Genomic DNA, 22,066 nt, shown 5'->3' on the forward strand with positions numbered 1-22,066 from the left:
CATTTTTACTGTAAATGAAATAAAAATATGAGCCGCATAGAAAGGATACAAGAAAAATTAAGTGTATTAAAACCACATTTTCAAGAAATAATAGATGAAAGCTATAAACATGCTAGTCATTATGACGGAATTCACAGCCATATAAAAATAAGAATTGCTGCAGAAACATTACAGGGCAAAAGCTTAATTGTAAGTCACCGCACTATTAATAACTTACTTGCCGATGAATTTAATAGCGGCTTACATGCTTTATCTATAGAGGTGAGATGAAAACAAATAATATTTTAAAAGTAGCCGTTGGAGCTAGCAGCGTAGCACAAAAAGCCTTAAATAGTATATCGGATAAAAGCTGTGGCATAATTGAGGATAAAATAATTAAAGGCAATTACGTCACTCGCGAAGAATTTGAAAAATTACAAATTTTAGTAATAAAATTAAAAAAAGAATTAACAGAGTTAAGCGGTAAATAATTAATCAACTAGCTTTAGAATTTTCTATTTTTGCTTCTAGCTCTTCTATTTCTGCTTTAGATAATCCTGTGATCTATTATTGCTGAACAGTTTTACCTTGTTCTAGCATCATTTGTATCAGCTCTGCTTTCCCTTCGGCTTTACCTTTTTCAAAATTTTCAGATAAAGCTATTGCCCCGGCATCTTCTATTAATTATACTCTTCGGGGGTTAGGTTATGTATTTCTATTACAGAATACGCATCTAATACTTTCTCGCTCTTTATATTTGCAGGCGGACTAGTTTCGTTTTCTGCACACTTAAATCAATGTAGCCATTCATCGATAGTATTATCAAACTTATCTTTATCAAACTTTTTAAGCTCTAAAATACATAGGAAAAATCAAATAAATATTGCTCATTTGTTTTAGTTTCAAGCATTTTATGAAGACTTATACAAGGTACTTCATCATCAAAAATTTTAGTCTTACTAAGCGAAATAACTATTACCGGTAGTAAATCTTTATGCTTTATTCCTCGGATAAGTTGCTGTACGTATGAATGAGCCGAATAATATTGCACTCTTTATTAGGTAATTGATTTCATTGCTTTTTTGCATTTCGATTATATACCAGCTACCTGCTTCATCTTTAACCTTTAAATCAAATATGCTTTTTTGCCCTTTATCAATAATAGGTACTTGCTCTACATGTATAAAGTCTATTTCTTTAATTCTAAACCCCTCAGGTAATTCAAGAACTGCATTGAGAAATTCCTTTAACCTTTCTAAATCACGAAAGATTTTTTAAATAAACTATCATTAGTGGGATCTAAATATCTTTGCATATTAATTATTACTTTTGGTATTACTGATATTATATAGCTTTTTAAGTAATAAGTAAATAATACTAGAATATGTACTTTTAATAGAATAATTATTGCTATTTTTTTGACGAAAATTATGTCTTTTGATCGCTTCTGATTGATACTATTGCTGACATACCAGGGACTAGATTAGCATTTGGGGAGTCAAAATCTATTAAAACAGGTACACGTTGTACGATTTTAGTAAAATTACCTGTAGCATTATCGGGTGGGATTAAACTAAATTTAGAGCCGGTAGCAGGAGCAATATTACGAATCTTCCCGTAAATTATTTTTTTAGGCAAAGCATCAAATGCAATTTTGACTTTCATGCCGGACTTAAATTTCTTAATTTGCGTTTCTTTAAAATTAGCCTGAATATACATAGTATTATCTTGAACTATAGAAAACAACACCCTACCTGGTACTATGTAATTTCCGACTTCTAAACTACTATTACCGAATATACCGGGTACCATAGCAATAAGTTTAGTATTTTGTAAGCTCCTTAACGTTACTTTGCCATTGTCCGTTAGCTCTTTAAGTTTTGCCTGTTCTGCTGCTTTTTCAAGCTCAAGAAGTTGTAAATTTTGCTTAGATATATCTAAATCTAACTGTGCTTGTTTATAATCCGTTTTGGCTTTTTGATATGCGTTTTTATAATCATCTAATGTTTTAGAACTAGCAAATTTTGCCTTATTTAATTCCTGCACTCTAGTAAAATCTGTTGAAACAATATCAAAGCTTATTTTAGTAAGCTTTAATTTTTCAGCCGCTTGTTCTAGGCTAATCTGCCCTATTGAGGTTTTTTGCTCTATAATTTCTATATTTTTTATGCAAGCTTCAATAGATGCTTCAAGTGCTGCAAGCTTTGCCTTATAATCTCTATCGTCAATTTCACCTATCAGATCACCTTTATTAACTTTAGTATTATCGGTAACAAATAACTTTGTTAAAACACCACTAACTTCAGCACTAACATTTGAAATATCTGCATCTATGTAAGCATTATCCGTGGATTGTGTATTTGCCTAAACATAAATTCTATATCCCAAATAAATATTATTAAGGCTATAATAATTACATATTTAGTAAATGGATGATGTTTATATTTGTTGATGGCTTGTTGTAATATACTCGGCATAATTCACTTTACCAATACCCTCTATGTTTAAAAAAATAACAAATTGGTATAGAAAGAATATATATAACTGCAATTAACGGCAGTGAATACCATGGATATATGATAAGATTTATAATAACAATAGCAATTAAAATCATTGCAAGCGATAAATATTCAGGTTTAATACTCAAATTTTTTGTTGAGATTGTAGGAAGCCTACTAGCAAGTAGAAAAGCTATAATAGCCAAATATATATTAATTGTTATAGTGTGAGTACGGATATTAATATTTAATAACGTACCGATTTCAAAATCTATCATTACAGGCGTTAAAGCAAGTAAAGCACCGCATGGGGCAGGTACACCAGTAAAAAAATATTCAGTTTTTTTATCTTGTTTCGGTTGATAAATACCAACGTTAAAGCGAGCTAAACGTAATGCCATACACACTATAAATAATAGCATTACTGCTGATGAAAATACCTTATATTCATATTGCTGAAAAGACCATAAATATATTAAATACGCAGGAGCTATACCAAAATTAGCAAAATCGCATAATGAATCAAGCTCTGCACCAAATGGGCTAGCTGCATTTAGCATCCTTGCTATTCTACCGTCGATACCATCAACAATTGTCGCTACTATAATGCAATATACCGCAAGTTCCCATCTGCTATCCAAAGCAAATTTTAAAGAACTCATACCGGTTACTAATCCAAGCAACGTAATAAAGTTGGGAATTAATTTTATTAGAGGCACAGGTTTAGTTATTATAGATTTACGAATTTTTAACAATTTTTCTACTCCCAAGTGTCATACCACTGCTTGACCACGGTATCCATAAAAACAATAAAAATACTAGTATTTTACTGGATCCCACGATTAAGTCGCCGGGGATGACAAAGGTGGTGGCATCGATCCACACAACGACGCTGGTCAAGCCCACGGTATGATATTTAACTATCTTCTCTCAAACTTAAATTCTGCTGTCTTTTTACGTCCAAAATCAGCAATGATAGTTTCACCACCTATAGCAGTCTGCCCTTTACTCACTAATAAAGCTGTTTTCAACGGTAGATAAACATCTACTCTGCTACCAAAACGAATTATACCGTATCGCTCACCCGTTTTAACTTCATTCCCCTCTTCTAAATCACAAACTATACGCCTTGCTATAAGCCCTGCTATTTGAACAAAAACGATTTTCTGCCCTTTATCAGTTTCCATTAATACTGATTGACGCTCATTATAAATACTAGCTTTATCAAGTGAAGCATTTAAAAACTTTCCGGGATTATAATGAAGTGCTAAAATTTTTCCATTTGCCGGGATTCTATTAACATGGATATTAAAAATATTTAGAAAAATACTAACTCTCATCATTTCCACATCACCAAGACCTAATTCTGGGGGTGGCAGTGCTTCCTTAATTTCTTGAATTATTCCGTCTGCAGGACTTATTACCAGATCATCACTTATAGGCACAAAGCGATCAGGATTACGGAAAAAATAAATACACCAAGCAGTAGCGATAAATCCAATACCGCCAAGTTTTTCATTAAATGATGCTAATAAAAAACTTACTAATGCAAAGCTAGCAATAAATATATATCCTTCGCGATGAATAATTTTAAATAAATCATTATATTGTTTCATTTTAATCCCTATGCATCTTCTTAACGCGCATAGCGAATTACATAAGTAATTTGCTATTCGCGATTCTTATTATTTTTAACTATGCCTGCTCTGCTTTATCTTCGTGGTTTTCACTCTCATCTTCATCTTCTGCTTGAGGGGTAGCCTGGGCTTCTTGAGCAGAACCAAGAGCATATACGCATAAATCTGGAAGTGGAACACCGTTTTTTTTAGCAAGATCATTTAGCTGTGATATTGCTTTCATAACCTCATCAGGAATAGTACCGCCTCTTTCGTCAGATAACCATTTTGCTTGAAATTGTAGTGGATGATGCCCTTCTTGAGGTGTCCCTATATAAAACTTAAACTTGGCGTTTTGTCCACCAAAATTGCAGTCAAATTCAAACTCTTTGTAATGTGCCATAACTTATATGAATTAATAATTATATTAATATTATTATATTCTAACAATAAAAATGCAAATTGAAAATAATTTCTTTCCAAGAGGTTACTGAATCAGTTACTTTAAAGCTAATTAAATGCTTTCTTTCTACAAATTATAAGATTTTCTTGAAATAGGAACTACTATTCCTTCCAAAATCTTATTAATTTTTGCTATAAAATTTCTTTAATTATCAATTAAAATAACTGATACAGATAACCTCTAATATTTTTTAAGTTTCTTAGCAATATAACGATTTGAATATATAAATTTATCGCTAGAATCTATAATTATCCCGCCTGCTTCCTTAATAAGAAGCTCAAATGCATAATATAATGTAAAATTTAATACTGACAAACATATTAAATCCGCTTTACCTGAAGCTACAAGCGTAACCCCGTAGCAAGGAGAAGCAAAAGATCTAATATTATCTATCTCTATCGTCTCCAAATCATTATGATTTACATCTTCAATAATTGCTAAACAGTTTTTTAAATCGGCATTATCGGAAACTCTAAGTCTTAATCCTTGATAATTAGAGTTTAAATTATTTTTTTCTATCCAAGCTCCTTTGCCTTTTTCAGCATAATAAATTTCATTAAGAGCAGGAAAATATATTACTGCAGAAGTAGGAGTTAAAACTTCTTGATTCCTTTTTAAATAAGTTACAGATATCGCAAAAAAAGATAGGCTTCTAGCGAAATTATTTGGGCTATCTATAGGATTAATGAAAAAAACACTCTCATAATTATTATTTAAATCAAATTGATCCTCTGGAAAAAATAAATATTGTGTATGTTTTTGCAATTCTTCACATAATAAAGTTTTTAATCTTAAATAAGATCGCTTACAAAATTCTTCGTTTCTTACAGAATTTCTTTGCAGCATTTCAAGTTCTAAAAAATCTCTATGCAAAAACTTAACTGCTTTACGCAGGGCATTAATTAATAAATTAGTTATAGGTTGCATAATGGAAATTTATTTAGCTCGCTCGACATATGTTATATCATCAGTTTTAACCACAATTTTTTCTCCTATTTCTAAATATTGCGGTACCTTAACTTTAATACCGTTTTCTAAAACTGCCGGTTTATAAGAAGCGGTAGCGGTTGCTCCTTTTATTACCGGATCAGTTTCACTAATTTCAAGTATAACAGTTGGAGGAAGCTCAATATTTAAAGGCTTTTCATTATAAAATTCGACTTTAACAATCATATTTTCAGTTAAGAAAGGTAATTTTTCTTCTAAAATTTCCTTGGGGACATTTATTTGATCAAAATGTTTTGTATCCATCAATATTAAATCATCACCTTCAAAATATAAAAATTGATAGTCTTTTTGTTCAAGTTCGGCTTTTTCTAAATAATCGGAAGAACTGAATCTATCGTTACGCTTTGTACCTGTTTTTAAATTTTTCATCTCAACTTGTACATAAGCTCCACCTTTTCCAGGTTGCGTATGTTCCGGTGTTTTGCTTACAACCCATAAATCATTATTACAAACTAATATGTTACCTGTTCTAATTGAATTTGCTGAAATTTTCATATATTATACATTTAAGACTTAAAATTAAAGTATAAATATACAAATTATTTCCTTTAAAAACAAGAATTTAATCTTATGACCACAATATTAGTAGTAGATGATATAGACACCAATATTAAGTTACTGACAGCTAAACTTTTAAAAGAGTATTATACGGTTCTTACTGCAAATAGCGGCAAAGAAGCATTAGCAATTCTTAAAAAGGCGAAAATCGATACTATACTACTTGATGTTATGATGCCGGAAATGGATGGATTTGAGGTATGTAAAACGATAAAAACCGATCCGGAAACTACTCATATACCGGTCGTAATGGTAACTGCACTTTCTGATATTGATGACCGAGTTAAAGGTCTTGAGGCAGGGGCTGATGAGTTTTTAACAAAGCCGATTAACGATACTGCTCTATTTGTAAGACTTAAAGCGCTATCTAGAATGAAAAGCTTAATTGATGAATTAAAGCTTCGCAATAGCACTAATGCATTATTAGGCATAACAAATATCGAAATGCATGACACTTTTGCAGATAAAAAAATATTACTAATTAATGATGATGTGGTACAAGTTAAAAATATAAAACAAATGTTACTTAAGATTACCCAAAACGTAAAGGTAATAAGTAATTCCGATGAATTAGATATTATAAATGAATATACACCAGATTTAGTAATTATCAGTAGTACGCTCGAAAATGAAGATCCTTTGAGAATCAGTGTTATTTTAAGAGGTAAAGCAGAAATAAGCGGCGTGGTAATAATTTTACAAATTGATGAAGACGGTATGCCTTTAGTTGTGAAAGGTATTGAACTCGGTATTAATGATTATTTCGTTTATCCTATAGAGGAAAGCGAACTACTTGCCAGAATTAGAACACAATTAAGGCGTAAGCAATATCAAGATAATTTACGTAATGATCTTGAACAAAGTGTTAATTTAGCAGCTAAAGATGGCTTAACTGGCTTATTTAATCGTCGCTATTTCGATATACACCTCAAACAAATGATTGAGAAAGCTAATAACGAAAGTATCAAATTATATTTACTTATGTGCGATATCGACAATTTTAAACACGTAAACGATACTTACGGTCATCAAGCAGGCGATAAGGTTTTAACGATTGTATCCCGTATTTTGAAGAATACGCTCAGAGTAACAGACTTAATAGCAAGATTCGGTGGTGAAGAATTTACTATACTTTTAACGGATATAGATATTTCTAAAGCAATTGAAACTGCGGAGAGAATTAGAGTTAAAATAGAATATATGGATTTTCACATTGAAGATCAAATTGAACCTTTACAAAAAACTATTTCAATCGGAATTACGGAATATAAAAAAGCAGAATCAATAGAATCTTTCATTGAACGTGCTGACAAAGCTATGTATGAAGCTAAAACAACGGGTAAAAATAAAGTAGTAAAATTATAATTGATTTTTTAAAGTAAAAAAATAATGAGCAATTTTTCCAAAAAACATCTTGATTTACCATATAGACTAGGAGTCGGCATGATGATATTAAATGCCGATAACCATATATTCGTCGGTAAAAGAATAGATACAAAAATATCTGCATGGCAAATGCCTCAAGGTGGGATAGTCCCGGGTGAAACTCCAAGTATTGCAGCAATGCGTGAGATGTTAGAAGAAATAGGAAGCGATAAAGGATATATTATTGCCGAAAGCAAATGCTGGTATAGTTATGATGTACCAAGCTTTTTAATACCTAAATTGTGGAACGGTAATTTTCGTGGACAAAAACAACGCTGGTTTTTAATTAGGTTTACCGGAAATAACGAAGATATTAATATAAATACCTCTAATCCGGAATTTGACCAATGGCGTTGGGCATCACTTGACGAACTATTATCCATTATAATTCCTTTCAAACGGAAACTTTATCAAGCCGTCGTAAAAGAATTTGAATTATTAATTCAGTAAAATTTTACCTCTCATAAATGAAGAGTTGGTAGACGAAGTTGAATTTGGAAAAGAGAGAGGCATCTTGAAACTGATAAACGCAGAGTACATATTAGTATGTGAGGACTATCAGCACAAGATAACGTAGCCAATTTTTCAAATTAAACAAGTATACTTAACTATTTAGACCCTCTTGATCCTCTATTTGACCTAAACATATATTATGTTGATCGCTATCATCATAGTAATCAGAATTTATATGTATCTTAATTTTATTAGCTATGTATCTTATACCTAATATAACTTAATGTTACTGCTGTTGTAATACAGATAAATAGTACTTGTAGCAGCACTATTTACCTCTCTATCGCCTTCAATTAATTCATTTATAGCACTAAATAATGAAGTATCCGTATCATGGCCTAAAGTAAATACAGCACATTCATTTGTTCCGCTAGACAATAAACTAATATATCGCAACTAGATTCAATCATATAATATATACTATAATTCTTTATTAAGTTATAATTATTATCACCGATTATATGTGCAATAAATGCATTTGCTAGGTTAGATATAGTTATATTAGCAATAAAATCTTTTACTTCTCTTATATGCAATCAGTTTATAATAAAATTACTTAGACAGTGATTTGTTGTTACAGTTTCCCAATTAACCGTATCAATTTGAGCTTCCGGCATTAAAAACCATGATTTTATATCTTCAAACGCAAATTTTAGCTCTCTAACCAATCCACATAAAATATATTTTTTATTAGCAATATGTACAAAGGTATGATCACAGGATACTCATCTAAAAAATATGTAGAACTATTAGAAAAAGGTTTTCAATGTACAGAATATACCTTATTTCTATCAAGGCTTTGGTCATAAATATTTTCACTAGAATCAGCTGGTATTAAATTTGGTAATAAAATAAGTCTACAAAAATAACCGATTAAATTAACTATATTTGGTAAAATTTAATATGATAATTTGGCATAACGTTACCTTATGTTTACTATAAACATGCCTTATTATTAAGATTATTGTTATAATTCAATTAATTTAATAAGAAACCATCATTTAGCCATTGATACTTGTATGATTTTTGCTATTATTCGTTCCGCCTAAGTAAATTAATACTTGCTATCTTTGCAGCCAATATAAAGTCGTTTGCAGTAAGGCCGTCGATTTCATGAGTCCATATTTCAACATTACATGCTCCCCAAGATATAGTGAAATCGGGATGATGTGCTTCCTGCTCTGCAATTTCAGTTATCTTATTTGCAAATTCCATAGCTTTTACAAGATTAGGTAATTTATATTTTTTATAAAGATGCCCTACTCCATTCACTTGCCAATTGCTTTGTAACTGCACTAGTAACTTATTATAAAGAGGACTTTGAAGGAGATACGGAACGTAGAACCGCAGCGTACGTGAGGATTCGAGTACCGGATCGACGTACAAATTACCTTTAGAAGTTACTTATGCAGGAAGTCTATTCTATATCAAAATTAAAATATTGATCTTTACAAGACTCAGCTTCAAGTGTACAATGCCACCACTCAATCTGACATGCTTTAAAATTATGTTTTTGCATCTTAGAACGTAAATAATTACGTTTTTCTAAATATTGCTTATCAATTAATTTACTGTCATGATATGAAGCTTCATCAAATAAGTCAAAAGAAGTATACATATCTACCGTATGATCATCTAAATAGGATATAACACGTTCATCTTTCAATTTTCTCTTAATGACTTCAGGATTATTATTAACTTCCTTCTGAAGCTTTATTATTGATAAATCTACAGTACTACCTCTACTATGACTGGATCTTTCAGCTATATAACCTAGTGTAAAACATTTAGACTTATCTATATATGGGTAAAAGCTTTCCTTATTTTTTTTGATCAATATTATCCATTTGCTCCATCTTAAAAAATGTTGCACAGCTTTTGCGGTCTAGATGCATCATATATAATAAGTGAATAACCATCTTTTTTTATCTCAGCTTGTACTGCTTTAAGAGCCTTAGCAGCTTCTATGGTTAAAATTGCTTCTGGTGCTTTATAACCATCTACCTTTTTACCAACAAAATTTTTATCTAAATAATAACGCATATTTTGAATAATTGTAGGGTCGATATCTTTCAGATACACGAATCCTTTAGGTAAGGATTTAGCATATATTGGAAAAAGCTCATAAATATAAAAATCAAACTTGTTAAAGTCAATTTCATAAAATACTAGGTTCTGTGCACTTTTGATTAATGATCATAATTATGAGATATTTTTAGCTGCAAATTATCAGATTTTTTTGAAATATGAATAACTATTCCTTCAAAAATCTTATTAATTTTGTGACAGACATGAAGGTAGAACTCATATATTAATAGACTAGATGATGAACAACAAAGCACAAAGTTCAAATCAGTTTAATATAGAATTTTCAAAAAGATGAATGAATGGTAGCGAGGGAGGGATTTGAACCCACGACACACGGATTATGATTCCGTTGCTCTAACCAGCTGAGCTACCCCGCCAGGGGAGAAGTGTTTATATAATTTGTTAAGATCGTAGGCATTGTCGTATAGGCTTGTTTATGTCATCCCACAACTTGATCGCAGGATCCAGTCTTTGTTTAGTTTTTTTCTGGCTCCCCGCCTACGCGGGAATGACATTGAATAGATCTCTCAAACCATGCAACAATGACAATAGCCAAATCTTAACGTTTAGAGAATTGTGTTTTCTTACGTGCTTTACGTCGTCCGTATTTCTTACGCTCTACTACCCTAGAATCACGTGTTAAAAGACCGCATTTACGCAAAATAGCATGAAAATCCGGTACAGATTGATCTAAAGCTTTAGAAATTCCATGTAAAATAGCACCTTTTTGTCCTGAAATGCCTCCACCTCTAACAGTACAAATTACATCATACTGATCAATAGTGTTTGTTAAGACAAGCGGCTGTAAGATAGTTTTCACATAAGTTTCAGAAGAAAAATACTGGTCTATTGTTTTTTTATTAACAACTATTTTTCCTTTTCCTACTTTAAGCCATACTCGTGCTACAGCATTTTTTCTTTTACCTGTAGCATAAAACTTACCTGCACTATCTATTTTTTTTTCTTTAGGAGCTTTTAATACCGGTTTTAAAGGCTCTTTAGTTAACTGCTTTTCTACTTTTGCTGTTTTAATTTTTAACTCAGTCATATTCTATTACTTTTTATTTTTTGGATTTTGGCTTGCAAAATCATAAACAGTAGGTTGCTGTGCCATATGAGGATGATCACCATTTGCATAAACATACAAATTACTCATTTGCTTAGTACCTAAAGCATTTCTTGTAATCATTCTTTTTACAGCCATTTTAATCACTCTCTCAGGGTGTTTACCTCTTAAGATTTTACCTGCCGTAGTATCTTTTATCCCACCTGGAAATCCTGTATGTCTGTAATATATTTTTCCGTCTTTGGGATTCGCTTTTTTACCTGTCAATTTTACATGCTCTGCATTTATTATGATTATATTATCACCACAATCTAAATGAGGCGTAAAGCTAGGCTTATGCTTACCGCGTAGCATATTAGCAACTCTGCTAGCGAGTCGTCCTAGTACAATATTTTTTGCGTCTACGACCCACCATTTCTTTTCAATTTCCGATGGCTTTGCCGAGTAAGTTTTCACAATAGTATCTATTTTAATTAGAATTTAAAATTAAAGAATCAAGCAACATATTTAATAGCATTAATACCCGCTATCTGTCAAGCTAAATATAATCTATTTACTTCAGAATATTATTTTTCTATCGGTAGAAAAATATAAATTATTATCTGCCATTAGCCCATAATAACGAATATTTTTTATAATTTTGACAATATGAGGTATCATATTTAATCCATTATTACCAACATCAAAACTATATAATACACCGTTAACAGAAATAACATTTAAACTTCGTTTATTGTTATTATCAACTCCAACAAAAGGTACTAAAAAAGTAGCAGATTTTAGTTTCTTAGGATCTTTTCCATCATTTAAATCAGCTACAAACTTTACTTTCCCTGTTTCAGGATTAAATGCTGCTATTTGTCTAGCATTATTTGTTACAAACAGGCTATTACCAATTAAAGACATTGATTGAATATCCTCAGCATTGACCTGCCAAATCACGCTACCAGTTGCTATATTAAGCTTAATAAGCTTACCAAGACCGGTCGCTATATACAGATTCATATTATCATGAACGGGGGTACATAAAATACTTGATTCGTCAAAATTCGGTATAGCTGTATGATCATTAAGATTTGCAAACTCAAAATTCCATCTTACTTCACCATTTTTTATACTTAAGGCAAGTACTTGACCGGAATTATAAGTTACTATTACATTATCATGCTGTACTATCGGCGTCATAAAATAACTAGCCGATAAAACTTCCGCTAGGCTTTCATGTTCCCATACAGTTTTTAAAGTTTCTGCATTTAAAGCAATAGTTTGGTTACTGATAGTTTGCACTAAGATAGTATTATCATCAAGCACAATAGGCTTAATTCTAATAATATCCGGAAGTTCTTTTCTAATTATTTCATAACCTGATTTTGCATCTAGTACTACTAACATCCTTGAACCGTATGTTACGTATAATTTTCTGTTATAGTGTAAAATTCCGCCGCCTATATAATTATCTTTTTTATATCTACTTAAATTATAAGACCAAATAATCTTATTTTTCTCTATAGAAAATGCAGAAACATTCGATCTAATATCTAATGCATAAATCATATCGCCTATAAAAATAGGCTCAGTAATTGTTTTGCTTCTAGCAAAACTATACTGTTTATTCTTAAGCATATTTGCATTAAATGTATATATATTTGCATTAGAATCTAAATATATAGTCTCATTAGTCTGAATTGCTAATTTAGGAGTCAACTCAACAATATTTTTTACCCTTTTTGGTCCAAGCCCGTTACATGCAATTAAAATAAAAGGTAATAACAGAAGTGCTATTTTTTTTGTCATATTTTTCCTTAAGTACAAATTATTATTTATTTAAATTTACAAGCAATGCTTTAGCCTGATCTTTTATTAGATCAGATACATTATTTGAAATTAATAAATTTTTTAGATTTTTTACTGCTTGTGGTTTCATATTATTCTTAATATCCCACATAGCTTTTATGATAGTTGCCGTAGCCCAAAAAGGTTTTTTCTCGTCATCAAAATAATTTAAATATTTTGTTAATTTTTCTTTATCTTGAATATCTAGATTCTGATCATCAATAACAAGACCACACCATGAAATACGTGCATAAGCAGTAGAAATTTCAGAATATTCTTTATTTTCAATAATTTTATTAAGCAGGTCTTTCGCTTCTGAATATTTTTTTTCCGAAATCTTTATAGCTACTTGTTCTAATGCAGCTATTTCTTTTATTTTAGTATTACTAGTAGTCACTAAATTCTCTAAAGTATTAAAAGCTAATTCTTCATTATCTTTTGTTGTTTCCAAACCAACAGTCTTAACAAGAATATCTCCGTTTTTTTGGTTATTTTTAATTCTTTTATCTTTATTATTATTAATAACAACCATTATAGTAATAGCTATTATAGAAATGATTATTATTATAGGTAAAAGCTTTTTGAAAAAAATTAACCTTTTTTCTTCATTGTGATCACTCAGTACTTCATCCAAAATATCAGTCATATTTTATTATTCTTATTTATTTTTACAACCAAATTTGATCTTAGCATCTTCTGCCATTTTCTTGGATGCGGCAGTTCTATTAGTTGGAAATTCCTTATCAAGCTTAGTAAGCATATTACATGCTTCCTGAGTTTTTGTTAGTTCGCCTAAGGAAAGTGCTAACTTCAATAACCCATCGGAAGATTTTGCCCCTTTCGGCGACTCTTTATAACCTTTTAAATAGTTAACCGCTGCTCCGTTATAGTCTTTTTGTTTAAAAAAGCATTCCCCATACCAAAAATAAGCATTACTAATTAGCAAACTGTTAGGATATTTTTGGATAAAATTTTTAAACTTATCTTTTGCTTCAGTAAGTTTATTATCTTTATAGGCAGCAAGAGCCAAATCGTAAGCTTGCTTATCAGGAGCTATATCCTTATTAACCGCAATAGGTTTTTTAGGAGCATTATCCGGTATATCTTTAAGCAAAGCTATATCAAAAACATCTTGTTTTTTTGAATCACCGGCTTCTAAAACTCCAGTATTTTCTTCTTGATTTGGAATATTTGAGTTTTGCGTTAGCAGATCAATTTTATGCTGTAAAACCTCAACTTTACCGATTAGCCTTCTGATTTCTTGTTCCTGTTCATCGAGTCTATTTTCAAAATCATTATTTGCTACATATTTTAAAGGTTTTCCTTTAATAGTTTCGCTTTCTCCGAAAGAAAACATAGAAAATAAAAAAGTAAATAATAAGACAATAAGCTTCATATATTTTTTAAAAATTTATAATTTTTCATAATACCGAAAATTTTTTAATATTCCACACAATTTTTTTATATTGCCATAATGTAGAATAAATCGTCATGAGCTACGCAGCCGTAGGTGTTGTTGCATAGCTTAAAAAACACACTCGATGTCATACCGTGGCTGGACCCAGGATCAAGTCACGGGGTAACAATGGAAAGAACCGAACCACGCAACAATATCATATTTCAATACTACCATCATATGTAAAAGTTATTGTTATGGTGGTACCTTCATTTATCTTACTTTGCAAATCAAATTTACCGTTCATAAGTTCAACCAGCTTTTTAGTAAGCGGCAACCCAAGACCAGTACCTTCATATTTTCGACTAAGCTCACTATCAATTTGACCAAACGCCGATAAAGTTTTTGGAATATCTTTTTCCTCAATACCGATACCGGTATCTATAACTTTTATATATACTAATTTTGCTAACTCATCTTTTTCAAGTGCAATAGTAACACTTCCTCCGGAATTTGTAAATTTCACGGCATTTGATAAAAGATTTAAGAATACTTGTTTTAGCCTTTTTGGATCAGCCTTTATAACCACATGCTCTTTCGGTAATCTACTAATTAAAGCCACTGCGGCTTGATTGGCACGAGGCTTAACAAGTATCAGCGAAGAACTAATTAATTTATTTAAATCGAGATCTATACTATCTACTTTTAATTTATCGGCAGAAGCTTTAGAAAGATCTAAAATATCATTAATCATACTCAGCAAATGTTTACCGGCATCATTTATATCTTTAATATAATTTTTACTTTTTTCTGCATCTCTTTCCGACATAAGAATTTCCGAAAAGCCTATTATAGCATTAAGCGGTGTACGCAATTCATGACTAATATTAGCAAAAAACCTTGTATTTGAAGAGCTGGTTTTTTCTACTTTTACTATTTGAGCTTTTAAATTTCTATTTGTTTCAAGCTGTTCCTCAATAATTTGTCTAGCATAATTAGTATTACTAATAATTATAGTGCAGAATATTATAAAAATAATGATAAAAGTTATAAAAACCTTTTGCTCAAGAGAGGTTATATTTTGCCACTGGCTGGTAATATTAGTGTTAATCTCAAATACTGCATCTACGGGAAAATCTAAATTATTATCTATAACAGGGATATAGCTAGTAACAAAAGCAGCTTCTTCCACTGTTAAATCACTTTCATTTTCTATTACTACCCTTGGTAATAATATATGACTTGTAATACCCTCAAAAGCATCTCGAAGCGGAGCTTTTGAAGTAAAGGATTTCAAAAAAAATTTATCGATTTTTGCGGTAAATATCTCAACCAAACTATCATCTTTATAATTGTCTACACTATACATATGTAACATATTACTAGTGATGAATTTATTACCTTTGAGATCGTATAGAGAAATATTAATATTAAGATTGGTGAACCATTGAGCAGTAATCTTTGCAAAATTAATAAAATCTTGATCTTGTAATAATTTTAAATAATCGAATTCATGTAATTTACTTATTACGTTTTGATGAGTATTCCAAATATTATCAGTGTAAAGTTCTACAATTTTAGTATGTTCCAAAGCCACTTGTTTTACTATCATTTCTTTTATCATAAAATAACGATAAAACATCATATTTATGACAATATTAAGAAATAATATAATAAATGACAATCTTACTATATACTTATTATGGTTCATTACGAGACCTAGTAGTTATTTTAGCTCAAGTCACCCTATAGCTTGCCTCCTTACTGTACGAATGCTCATGATGTCATTCCCGCGTATGCGGAAAGCCAGTACTTTAAAATTTTTTAAAAAGTTTATTTGAAAAGCTTGATTTATCTCGCTTTACCCTAGATTCTCGCCTACGCGGGAATGACATAAACGCACTATGCAACAAGGCCGCTTGTAGCTAGGAATGACATTATTCTCTCTACTTATCTTCTTGTTTAACTGTCTCTTTTGTTGCAAGCTTCTTATTAATAATCAACCCTGTAATTACATCATAAGCACGAGCAAATTGATAATCTTTTTTGTATAATTCCGATAATTCATTCTCTTCTTGTTTATTATTTTTAGCTTTTGTTTCTTTTTTTCTATCTTTATTTTTTTCATTATCATTCTTTAAGTAATTTTTTAAAGAACTTTCTGAAAAACGCTGATTTATTTTTTTTACCTCAGGATATTCAACTTTTGCCGGCTCAATTAAAATATCAGGCTCTATTCCTTCTGCCTGAATAGAACGACCGCTTGGGGTGTAATATTTAGATATAGTGAGTTTTACAGCAGCCCTAGAATTGATTTGCGTTAAAGCCTGAACTGATCCTTTACCAAAAGACTTAGTGCCAAGTATTATTGCTCTTTTATGATCTTGCAAAGCTCCAGCAACTATTTCCGAGGCAGAGGCAGAATGACCATTTATTAAAACTATCATAGGTACTTTGGGAGCTTTTAACGAAAACTCATTTGCTTTAGTCTCGCTATTACTTGATGTAGTTCTACCTTTTGTTGTTACAATTACACCGGAATCAATAAAGTAATCACTAACGGCAATAGCTTGATCGAGTATACCACCGGCATTATTACGTAAATCTAGAATTATACCTTTAAGATCATCTTTACTTTCAGTTTTTAACTTCTTTACTACTGCTTTCAGCTCAGAAATTGTTGACTCATTAAAAGTAGTTATACGTATATATGCAATATTATTTTTTTCTAAATGTGCTTTTATCGGCTTGATTTTTACTATTTCGCGAGTAAGCTCTAGCTCTTGTGGTTTTGTCTCTTCTTCCTTAATTATCAACAATTTAACCTTAGTACCAGGCGTCCCACGCATCTCTTTTATAGCTTTATTAGGACCAAGCGTAGAGACTAACTCGTCATTCACGCCTACTATATAATCCCCGCCTTTAAGCCCTGCTTTAAAAGCCGGTAAATCGTCAATAGGCGATATTATCTTAATTGCTCCGCTATCATACATTATTTCAACACCGATTCCACCGAATTCACCTTTTGTAAAAGTAAAAATATCCTCTAAATCCTCATCGGTATAATAGCTTGAATGAGGATCAAGAGAGCTTAACATACCGTTAATTGCTTCATCTATCATTTTTTGCCTATCGGGTACCTGTACATAATCCTTTTCGATACGTTCAAATACGTCTTGAAATTGCTTATAAGCTTCCTGATTTGATATTTTATTTTCAGTTTCTTTTTCTTCTTCTGCAAATGTACAAATAGAATTTATAATAAAAAATAGTGTTATAATTAAACGTAATAACATAATACTCCAATAAAAGTTAAGATGTTATGCGGGCAACGTTGACAATGCCTCGCAATGACGCCTTGTCTTAAATATCCAACTCGTTAATAATTTTATCCATTTTAACTAACGCCTGTTCATAAATAAATTGAAATCTTTTTTCCGGCTTTTTACCCATTAAATCATCTACTATTTTATCGACATTTTGGAAATCTTCTAAAGTTACCTTTAAAAGCGATCTTTTTTCCGGATTCATAGTAGTTTCCTTTAATTGTGCAGGCATCATTTCACCGAGACCTTTAAACCTACCTATTTCAATTTTAGCTTTACTAGCTTTCGATAATTTATCCGTTAATTTAGCTTTTTCCTCTTCATCGCCTGCATAATAAGTTTTATTAGACTGCGTTAAACGATAAAGCGGAGGCTTAGCTAGGTATAAATGCCCCTCTTCTACCAATTTCGGCATTCGTAAAAAAAAGAAAGTCATTAACAACGAAGCTATATGAGCACCGTCAACATCTGCATCAGTCATAATAATTATTTTTTCGTAACGCAAATTTTCTTTTCTATAATTCTTTAAACTACCGCAGGCAAGTGCTATTTCTAAATCTTGTATTGCTTGATTATTAACGATTTTCTCAAGCGTAGAACTCGCAACATTTAGCACTTTACCCCATAGCGGTAATACTGCTTGCGTTTCTCTATTACGTGCTTGTTTTGCAGAGCCTCCTGCCGAATCACCTTCTACAATAAATAATTCCGTCCCTGCAGGTGAAGTTCGTGTACAATCGGCAAGTTTACCGGGTAAACGTAATTTTTGAGTAGCATTTTTACGGGAAATATTTTTTTCGTTTTTCTTACTTATTCTAAACTCGGCAATAGCAATTACATTCTCAAGTAAATTAGTAGCTAAAGCTTTATCGCTACTAAGGAAGTGATCAAAATGATCTTTTATTATATTCTCAACCGGTTTACTTACACCGTTTGACACTAATTTTTCCTTAGTTTGTCCTTGAAAAGACGGCTCAGCTATAAAAATAGAAAGTACGACACTTGCGGTTTCTAAAATATCCTCGATAGTTAGATTAGCAGCTTTTTTATTCCCTATCATTTCACCATACGCTTTAAGCCCACGTAAAATAGCCGACTTAAGTCCTTGCTCATGTGTTCCTCCTTGAGGAGTCGGAACAGTATTACAATATGATTGAATAAATGCCGCATTATCATTATTTTGCCAACAAATCGCCCATTCAAGTTTTATCCCGTCCGGCGTAGACTCTATATTACCTGAAAAAATTTCCGGAATAATTAAATTATCTAAAGTTATTTTTGAACTTAAATAATCTTTTAAACCATTCGGGAAATTTATTAATGCCTTTTTAGGTATATCTGACAGTACTTCTACTTCGCATTCCCATTCTATAGTAACACCGCGATATAAATAAGCTTTTGACCTTGCAAGCTCATAAATCTTTTTAGGATTAAAATGTAATTTTTCACTAAAAATTTCCGGATCTGGAGTGAAATGTATTGATGTACCTCTTAGCCTTTTATATGCTTCTTCACATATTAAATCAGTTAATTTTTCTCCTTTAGAATAACTTTGGCTATATAATTTACCTTGTTTATAAACCTTTATTTCTAAATGTTTAGATAAAGCATTTACTACCGATATTCCAACGCCATGCAATCCGCCTGCAGTATGATAAACATTATTTGAGAATTTACCGCCTGAATGAAGAGTAGTTAAAATTACTTCTAAAGCTGATTTGTCAGGAAATTTAGGATGATTATCAATAGGAATACCACGACCGTTATCAAATATAGTAATACTATGATCTTGATGCATTTTTATCGTGATGATACTTGCAAAGCCGGCGACTGCTTCATCCATAGCATTATCCAGCACCTCAGATACTAAATGATGCATAGCATTTGAATCAGTACCACCGATATACATCCCCGGTCTTTTACGAACAGGCTCAAGCCCTTCTAATACTTCAATATCTTTTGCACTATAGTTATTATCGACTAGCTGATTTTTCTTTTCTTTGTTAAAGCTGAATAAATCATTCATATATATAGGGGAGGAATTAATTGTTTGCTTTCCTAAATATAAACTATTTAACTCAAGAAGGCAATGAAGCTTTAAAGAAATTGTTTGGCATTACCTAAAAAGAATCACTTGGGATAGCCTAATACTTCTAAATCATTCTCGCGTAGGCGGGAATGACATAATTAATTATATCCCTTAGCTTTGATTAACATGCAAGCTATGTTAGCGTTTCCTTGAGCTAATGCAATATCTAACGGATATTGGCATTCATCATTTAGAGTAGAAATTTTAACACCTCGTATGACTAAAAATTTTGCTAAATAGTAATTATCGTTATAAATAGCAGCAGTTAGTAATGTTTCACCGCTTCTACTTTTTTCTTGCAATATTGGATAAACGTCAAGTAATGCACGCAGCCCAAAAAGATTATTTCTATCAACTGCTCTAAAAGCATTATCTACTGCCTTACAATAAGATAGATTGGCATAAATATCTTTCTTTTTATTTATATCACTATCATATTTAATAAAACTCTCTACAACTTTTCTTCTTTTGGCACTTGCTATCCATTCTGCTTTCTTTTGGAACAGCTCTATATATGCATACATATCCATCTGCTCTAAAGTCGCTTGCTCTGTTAGTTTACCAAGAACTATATCATCATCAGGTAAAAATAACATTTGTGTTTCATCTTTAACGAATTTTGTTGTCGATTCCGAGGTTTCATGATTCACCTTATTATCTTGTTTTTGAATCGTGACATTTGGAGAGCTTACCGGAGGTGATTTCTCTTGATTATGTGTAGTTTGATTATTGACTTGCTTCTCTAAAGTCTGAGGTTGATTCGGCTTCACTACAACAACTGGTATAAGCGGAGTATTCCAATCTTGTGTTTTTGGGACATCTGAAACAGCAACAAATGTCTCTTGCGAGTTATTTATTTCCGCCGAAGAATCAGTTGTAGGAACTACTTTAGACGGAGTAGTAACGGGTGTATTTGGGCCAGTCGGTGTTATAGGCTGTGTAGAAGGTTGATTTGTAGGCATTACTGGAGGTGCAGGTACATTACTAGGTACTGCCGGAGTTTCTGCAGGAGGTACCGTTGTCGGCATAGTACTAGGGGTAGTAATATCTTGGGTCACCGGTGGAACCACAGGTGGAGAAACCGCAGGCATATGAGGTATAGATTGCGGTGCTACGCTTTCTTCCTCTTTATTAGCATCAGGAGGGGGATTAAGTGGAATAGGCTTATGCACAGGCAGCAAATTGGTCGGTTTATATATTTGCACCGGTCGCTGCGGAGGCACTACATAACTTCCTGCTTGAGCCGGAGGCATAGATACTATCGGTCTCGGTACGTTAGGAGTGATAATATTAGAAGCTAAATTTGTACTATTTTCATGCTCGATATTTGTATGAACATCATTACTTGCGGTGGCACTAGGCAATGCTGTATTACCAACATCTATAAAAGGTTCAGATGCATCAGCTTCAGTATGCTCTTGTGAAGCTAGCTTTGGCTCTTCTTGAGGAGCTGCTTTAGTTTGTTCATTTGGCTGTTTAGGGGGGATATTTTTCTTTTTTGATTTACTAAAAAATTGCTTAAATTTATCAAAAAAAGAAATATCAGAATTAGAGCTAACATCCTTGTCTTTAGTATCTACTTCGGCAGCCGGTAATGATGGCGGTAAGGGCGGAGGGGAAGCATAACTTTGCACTACAACCAATAACAGATTGATAAAAAACAATATCTTACATAATTTATTTAACATATAATTCCTTATTTATCCTGTCACCCCGTGGCTTGACCACGGTATCCAGTAAAATTGACTACTACAAGTTGTTTGCATGGACTCCGTGGTCAAGCCACGGGGTGACAATAATTCACTCCTCTATCTCTTACTATTCTGCACCAATTTCTTTATTTCAATTTCTACTAACTCTTTAACAAGTACAGGTAGATTTTTATCAAGCCAAGCTTTAAGTTCTGGTTTTAACATCTGGGTGACTAATTCTTCAAGTGCATTTTTAGATGAGACATTATTATCCAGATTTTTATCTTTAATAGTATCGGTAAAATTTTTAAAAATATCACCTACCGCTTCAGCAGATTTAGTTGATATTAACTTTTCTTCTTCATCTTGATTTACTATTTCCGTTAGCTCTAATATATCTTCATCTTCACTATCATTTTCATAAATAGGATTTTTACGCTTGTTAATTACTCCTTTAATCGATTTTAATATGTCTTCTACAGACATATCTTGGTTCTTTTTATTTTCCTTACTCACG

At 31.8% G+C, this 22,066-nt stretch carries 22 protein-coding genes, 1 tRNA gene and 6 pseudogenes; 5 read left to right on the forward strand and 24 right to left on the reverse strand.

The window, feature by feature from the left end; genetic code table 11:
• The first annotated feature begins 27 nt into the window (after positions 1–27).
• Both ACKTSD_RS06425 and ACKTSD_RS06430 read left to right on the forward strand, forming a co-directional pair.
• Positions 28–270, forward strand: coding sequence for a BolA family protein (locus ACKTSD_RS06425; RefSeq protein WP_412708503.1), 243 nt, complete (start codon positions 28–30; stop codon positions 268–270).
• A complete protein-coding gene (locus ACKTSD_RS06430; RefSeq protein ID WP_412708504.1) occupies positions 267–470 on the forward strand; it encodes a hypothetical protein in 204 nt (67 codons plus the stop codon). Before ACKTSD_RS06425 ends, ACKTSD_RS06430 begins: the two co-directional genes overlap by 4 nt.
• A 362-nt stretch (positions 471–832) precedes the next feature.
• Here ACKTSD_RS06430 and ACKTSD_RS06435 read toward each other — a convergent pair whose 3' ends face one another.
• The 8 genes and pseudogenes from ACKTSD_RS06435 to efp all read right to left on the reverse strand — a co-directional run bounded on the left by ACKTSD_RS06435 (position 833) and on the right by efp (position 6,059).
• On the reverse strand, positions 833–1,030 hold the full coding sequence (locus ACKTSD_RS06435; protein ID WP_412708505.1) for a hypothetical protein: 198 nt from the start codon (positions 1,028–1,030) through the stop codon (positions 833–835).
• A complete protein-coding gene (locus ACKTSD_RS06440; protein ID WP_412708571.1) occupies positions 972–1,250 on the reverse strand; it encodes a PD-(D/E)XK nuclease family transposase in 279 nt (92 codons plus the stop codon). The genes ACKTSD_RS06435 and ACKTSD_RS06440 overlap by 59 nt, the downstream gene beginning before the upstream one ends.
• Positions 1,251–1,407: 157 nt before the next feature.
• A pseudogene (locus ACKTSD_RS06445) lies at positions 1,408–2,456 on the reverse strand (HlyD family secretion protein).
• 8 nt (positions 2,457–2,464) lie between these two features.
• Positions 2,465–3,232, reverse strand: coding sequence for a CDP-alcohol phosphatidyltransferase family protein (locus ACKTSD_RS06450; RefSeq protein ID WP_412708506.1), 768 nt, complete (start codon positions 3,230–3,232; stop codon positions 2,465–2,467).
• A 165-nt stretch (positions 3,233–3,397) separates the two neighbouring features.
• Positions 3,398–4,093, reverse strand: coding sequence for a phosphatidylserine decarboxylase (locus ACKTSD_RS06455; protein WP_412708507.1), 696 nt, complete (start codon positions 4,091–4,093; stop codon positions 3,398–3,400).
• 79 nt (positions 4,094–4,172) lie between these two features.
• Positions 4,173–4,496 carry a DUF2610 domain-containing protein gene (locus tag ACKTSD_RS06460; protein WP_412708508.1) on the reverse strand — a complete coding sequence of 108 codons (324 nt, stop codon included), beginning with the start codon at positions 4,494–4,496 and terminating at the stop codon, positions 4,173–4,175.
• 240 nt (positions 4,497–4,736) lie between these two features.
• Complete coding sequence (locus ACKTSD_RS06465) at positions 4,737–5,483, reverse strand: inositol monophosphatase family protein (RefSeq protein WP_412708509.1); 747 nt, start codon at positions 5,481–5,483, stop codon at positions 4,737–4,739.
• Between the two features lie 9 nt (positions 5,484–5,492).
• The gene (gene efp / locus ACKTSD_RS06470; protein WP_412708510.1) at positions 5,493–6,059 is read right to left on the reverse strand and encodes an elongation factor P; all 567 of its coding nucleotides are present in this window, start codon (positions 6,057–6,059) and stop codon (positions 5,493–5,495) included.
• 75 nt (positions 6,060–6,134) lie between these two features.
• Between efp and ACKTSD_RS06475 the strand changes: the two genes are divergently transcribed.
• Positions 6,135–7,487: a PleD family two-component system response regulator gene (locus ACKTSD_RS06475; RefSeq protein ID WP_412708511.1), complete on the forward strand. Its 1,353-nt coding sequence runs from the start codon at positions 6,135–6,137 to the stop codon at positions 7,485–7,487.
• Positions 7,488–7,511: 24 nt separating this feature from the next.
• Entirely contained in the window at positions 7,512–7,997 is a 486-nt protein-coding gene (locus ACKTSD_RS06480; protein ID WP_412708512.1) for an RNA pyrophosphohydrolase, read from the forward strand.
• 273 nt (positions 7,998–8,270) lie between these two features.
• Here the strand turns inward: ACKTSD_RS06480 and ACKTSD_RS06485 are convergent, their stop codons facing one another.
• The 3 genes and pseudogenes from ACKTSD_RS06485 to ACKTSD_RS06495 form a co-directional block, all read right to left on the reverse strand.
• Positions 8,271–8,438: a hypothetical protein gene (locus ACKTSD_RS06485; protein WP_412708513.1), complete on the reverse strand. Its 168-nt coding sequence runs from the start codon at positions 8,436–8,438 to the stop codon at positions 8,271–8,273.
• Between the two features lie 248 nt (positions 8,439–8,686).
• Positions 8,687–8,978, reverse strand: a pseudogene (locus tag ACKTSD_RS06490) (hypothetical protein); the annotation flags it as partial.
• 114 nt (positions 8,979–9,092) lie between these two features.
• Positions 9,093–9,368: pseudogene (locus tag ACKTSD_RS06495) on the reverse strand (4a-hydroxytetrahydrobiopterin dehydratase); the annotation flags it as partial.
• Between ACKTSD_RS06495 and ACKTSD_RS06500 the strand changes: the two are divergent.
• Positions 9,296–9,468: pseudogene (locus ACKTSD_RS06500) on the forward strand (palindromic element RPE1 domain-containing protein); the annotation flags it as partial. The pseudogenes ACKTSD_RS06495 and ACKTSD_RS06500 overlap by 73 nt on opposite strands.
• A gap of 60 nt (positions 9,469–9,528) precedes the next feature.
• Here ACKTSD_RS06500 and ACKTSD_RS06505 read toward each other — a convergent pair.
• The 13 genes and pseudogenes from ACKTSD_RS06505 to ACKTSD_RS06565 all read right to left on the reverse strand — a co-directional run.
• Positions 9,529–9,678: pseudogene (locus tag ACKTSD_RS06505) on the reverse strand (M15 family metallopeptidase); the annotation flags it as partial.
• Positions 9,679–9,917: 239 nt separating this feature from the next.
• A pseudogene (locus ACKTSD_RS06510) lies at positions 9,918–10,222 on the reverse strand (M15 family metallopeptidase).
• Positions 10,223–10,448: 226 nt separating this feature from the next.
• A tRNA-Met gene (locus tag ACKTSD_RS06515) sits at positions 10,449–10,525 on the reverse strand.
• 182 nt (positions 10,526–10,707) lie between these two features.
• Positions 10,708–11,196, reverse strand: coding sequence for a 30S ribosomal protein S9 (rpsI, locus tag ACKTSD_RS06520; protein WP_412708514.1), 489 nt, complete (start codon positions 11,194–11,196; stop codon positions 10,708–10,710).
• Between the two features lie 6 nt (positions 11,197–11,202).
• Complete coding sequence (rplM, locus tag ACKTSD_RS06525; protein ID WP_412708515.1) at positions 11,203–11,670, reverse strand: 50S ribosomal protein L13; 468 nt, start codon at positions 11,668–11,670, stop codon at positions 11,203–11,205.
• A 102-nt stretch (positions 11,671–11,772) separates the two neighbouring features.
• A complete protein-coding gene (locus ACKTSD_RS06530) occupies positions 11,773–13,008 on the reverse strand; it encodes an outer membrane protein assembly factor BamB (RefSeq protein WP_412708516.1) in 1,236 nt (411 codons plus the stop codon).
• 22 nt (positions 13,009–13,030) lie between these two features.
• Positions 13,031–13,693, reverse strand: a complete 663-nt coding sequence (locus tag ACKTSD_RS06535) for a DUF2659 family protein (protein WP_412708517.1) — start codon at positions 13,691–13,693, stop codon at positions 13,031–13,033.
• A gap of 12 nt (positions 13,694–13,705) precedes the next feature.
• Positions 13,706–14,443, reverse strand: coding sequence for a tol-pal system protein YbgF (gene ybgF / locus ACKTSD_RS06540; protein WP_412708518.1), 738 nt, complete (start codon positions 14,441–14,443; stop codon positions 13,706–13,708).
• Positions 14,444–14,660: 217 nt separating this feature from the next.
• Positions 14,661–16,154 carry a sensor histidine kinase gene (locus ACKTSD_RS06545; protein WP_412708519.1) on the reverse strand — a complete coding sequence of 498 codons (1,494 nt, stop codon included), beginning with the start codon at positions 16,152–16,154 and terminating at the stop codon, positions 14,661–14,663.
• 235 nt (positions 16,155–16,389) lie between these two features.
• Entirely contained in the window at positions 16,390–17,739 is a 1,350-nt protein-coding gene (locus tag ACKTSD_RS06550) for a S41 family peptidase (RefSeq protein WP_412708520.1), read from the reverse strand.
• A gap of 67 nt (positions 17,740–17,806) precedes the next feature.
• Positions 17,807–19,795: a DNA topoisomerase IV subunit B gene (gene parE, locus ACKTSD_RS06555; RefSeq protein ID WP_412708521.1), complete on the reverse strand. Its 1,989-nt coding sequence runs from the start codon at positions 19,793–19,795 to the stop codon at positions 17,807–17,809.
• Between the two features lie 161 nt (positions 19,796–19,956).
• Positions 19,957–21,546: an ankyrin repeat domain-containing protein gene (locus ACKTSD_RS06560; RefSeq protein ID WP_412708522.1), complete on the reverse strand. Its 1,590-nt coding sequence runs from the start codon at positions 21,544–21,546 to the stop codon at positions 19,957–19,959.
• 120 nt (positions 21,547–21,666) lie between these two features.
• Positions 21,667–22,065, reverse strand: coding sequence for a DUF2497 domain-containing protein (locus tag ACKTSD_RS06565; RefSeq protein ID WP_412708523.1), 399 nt, complete (start codon positions 22,063–22,065; stop codon positions 21,667–21,669).
• Position 22,066: the final 1 nt, after the last annotated feature.

It is taken from the genome of Candidatus Rickettsia kedanie (assembly GCF_045865205.1).
In the GTDB taxonomy this organism is placed as follows: domain Bacteria; phylum Pseudomonadota; class Alphaproteobacteria; order Rickettsiales; family Rickettsiaceae; genus Rickettsia; species Rickettsia australis.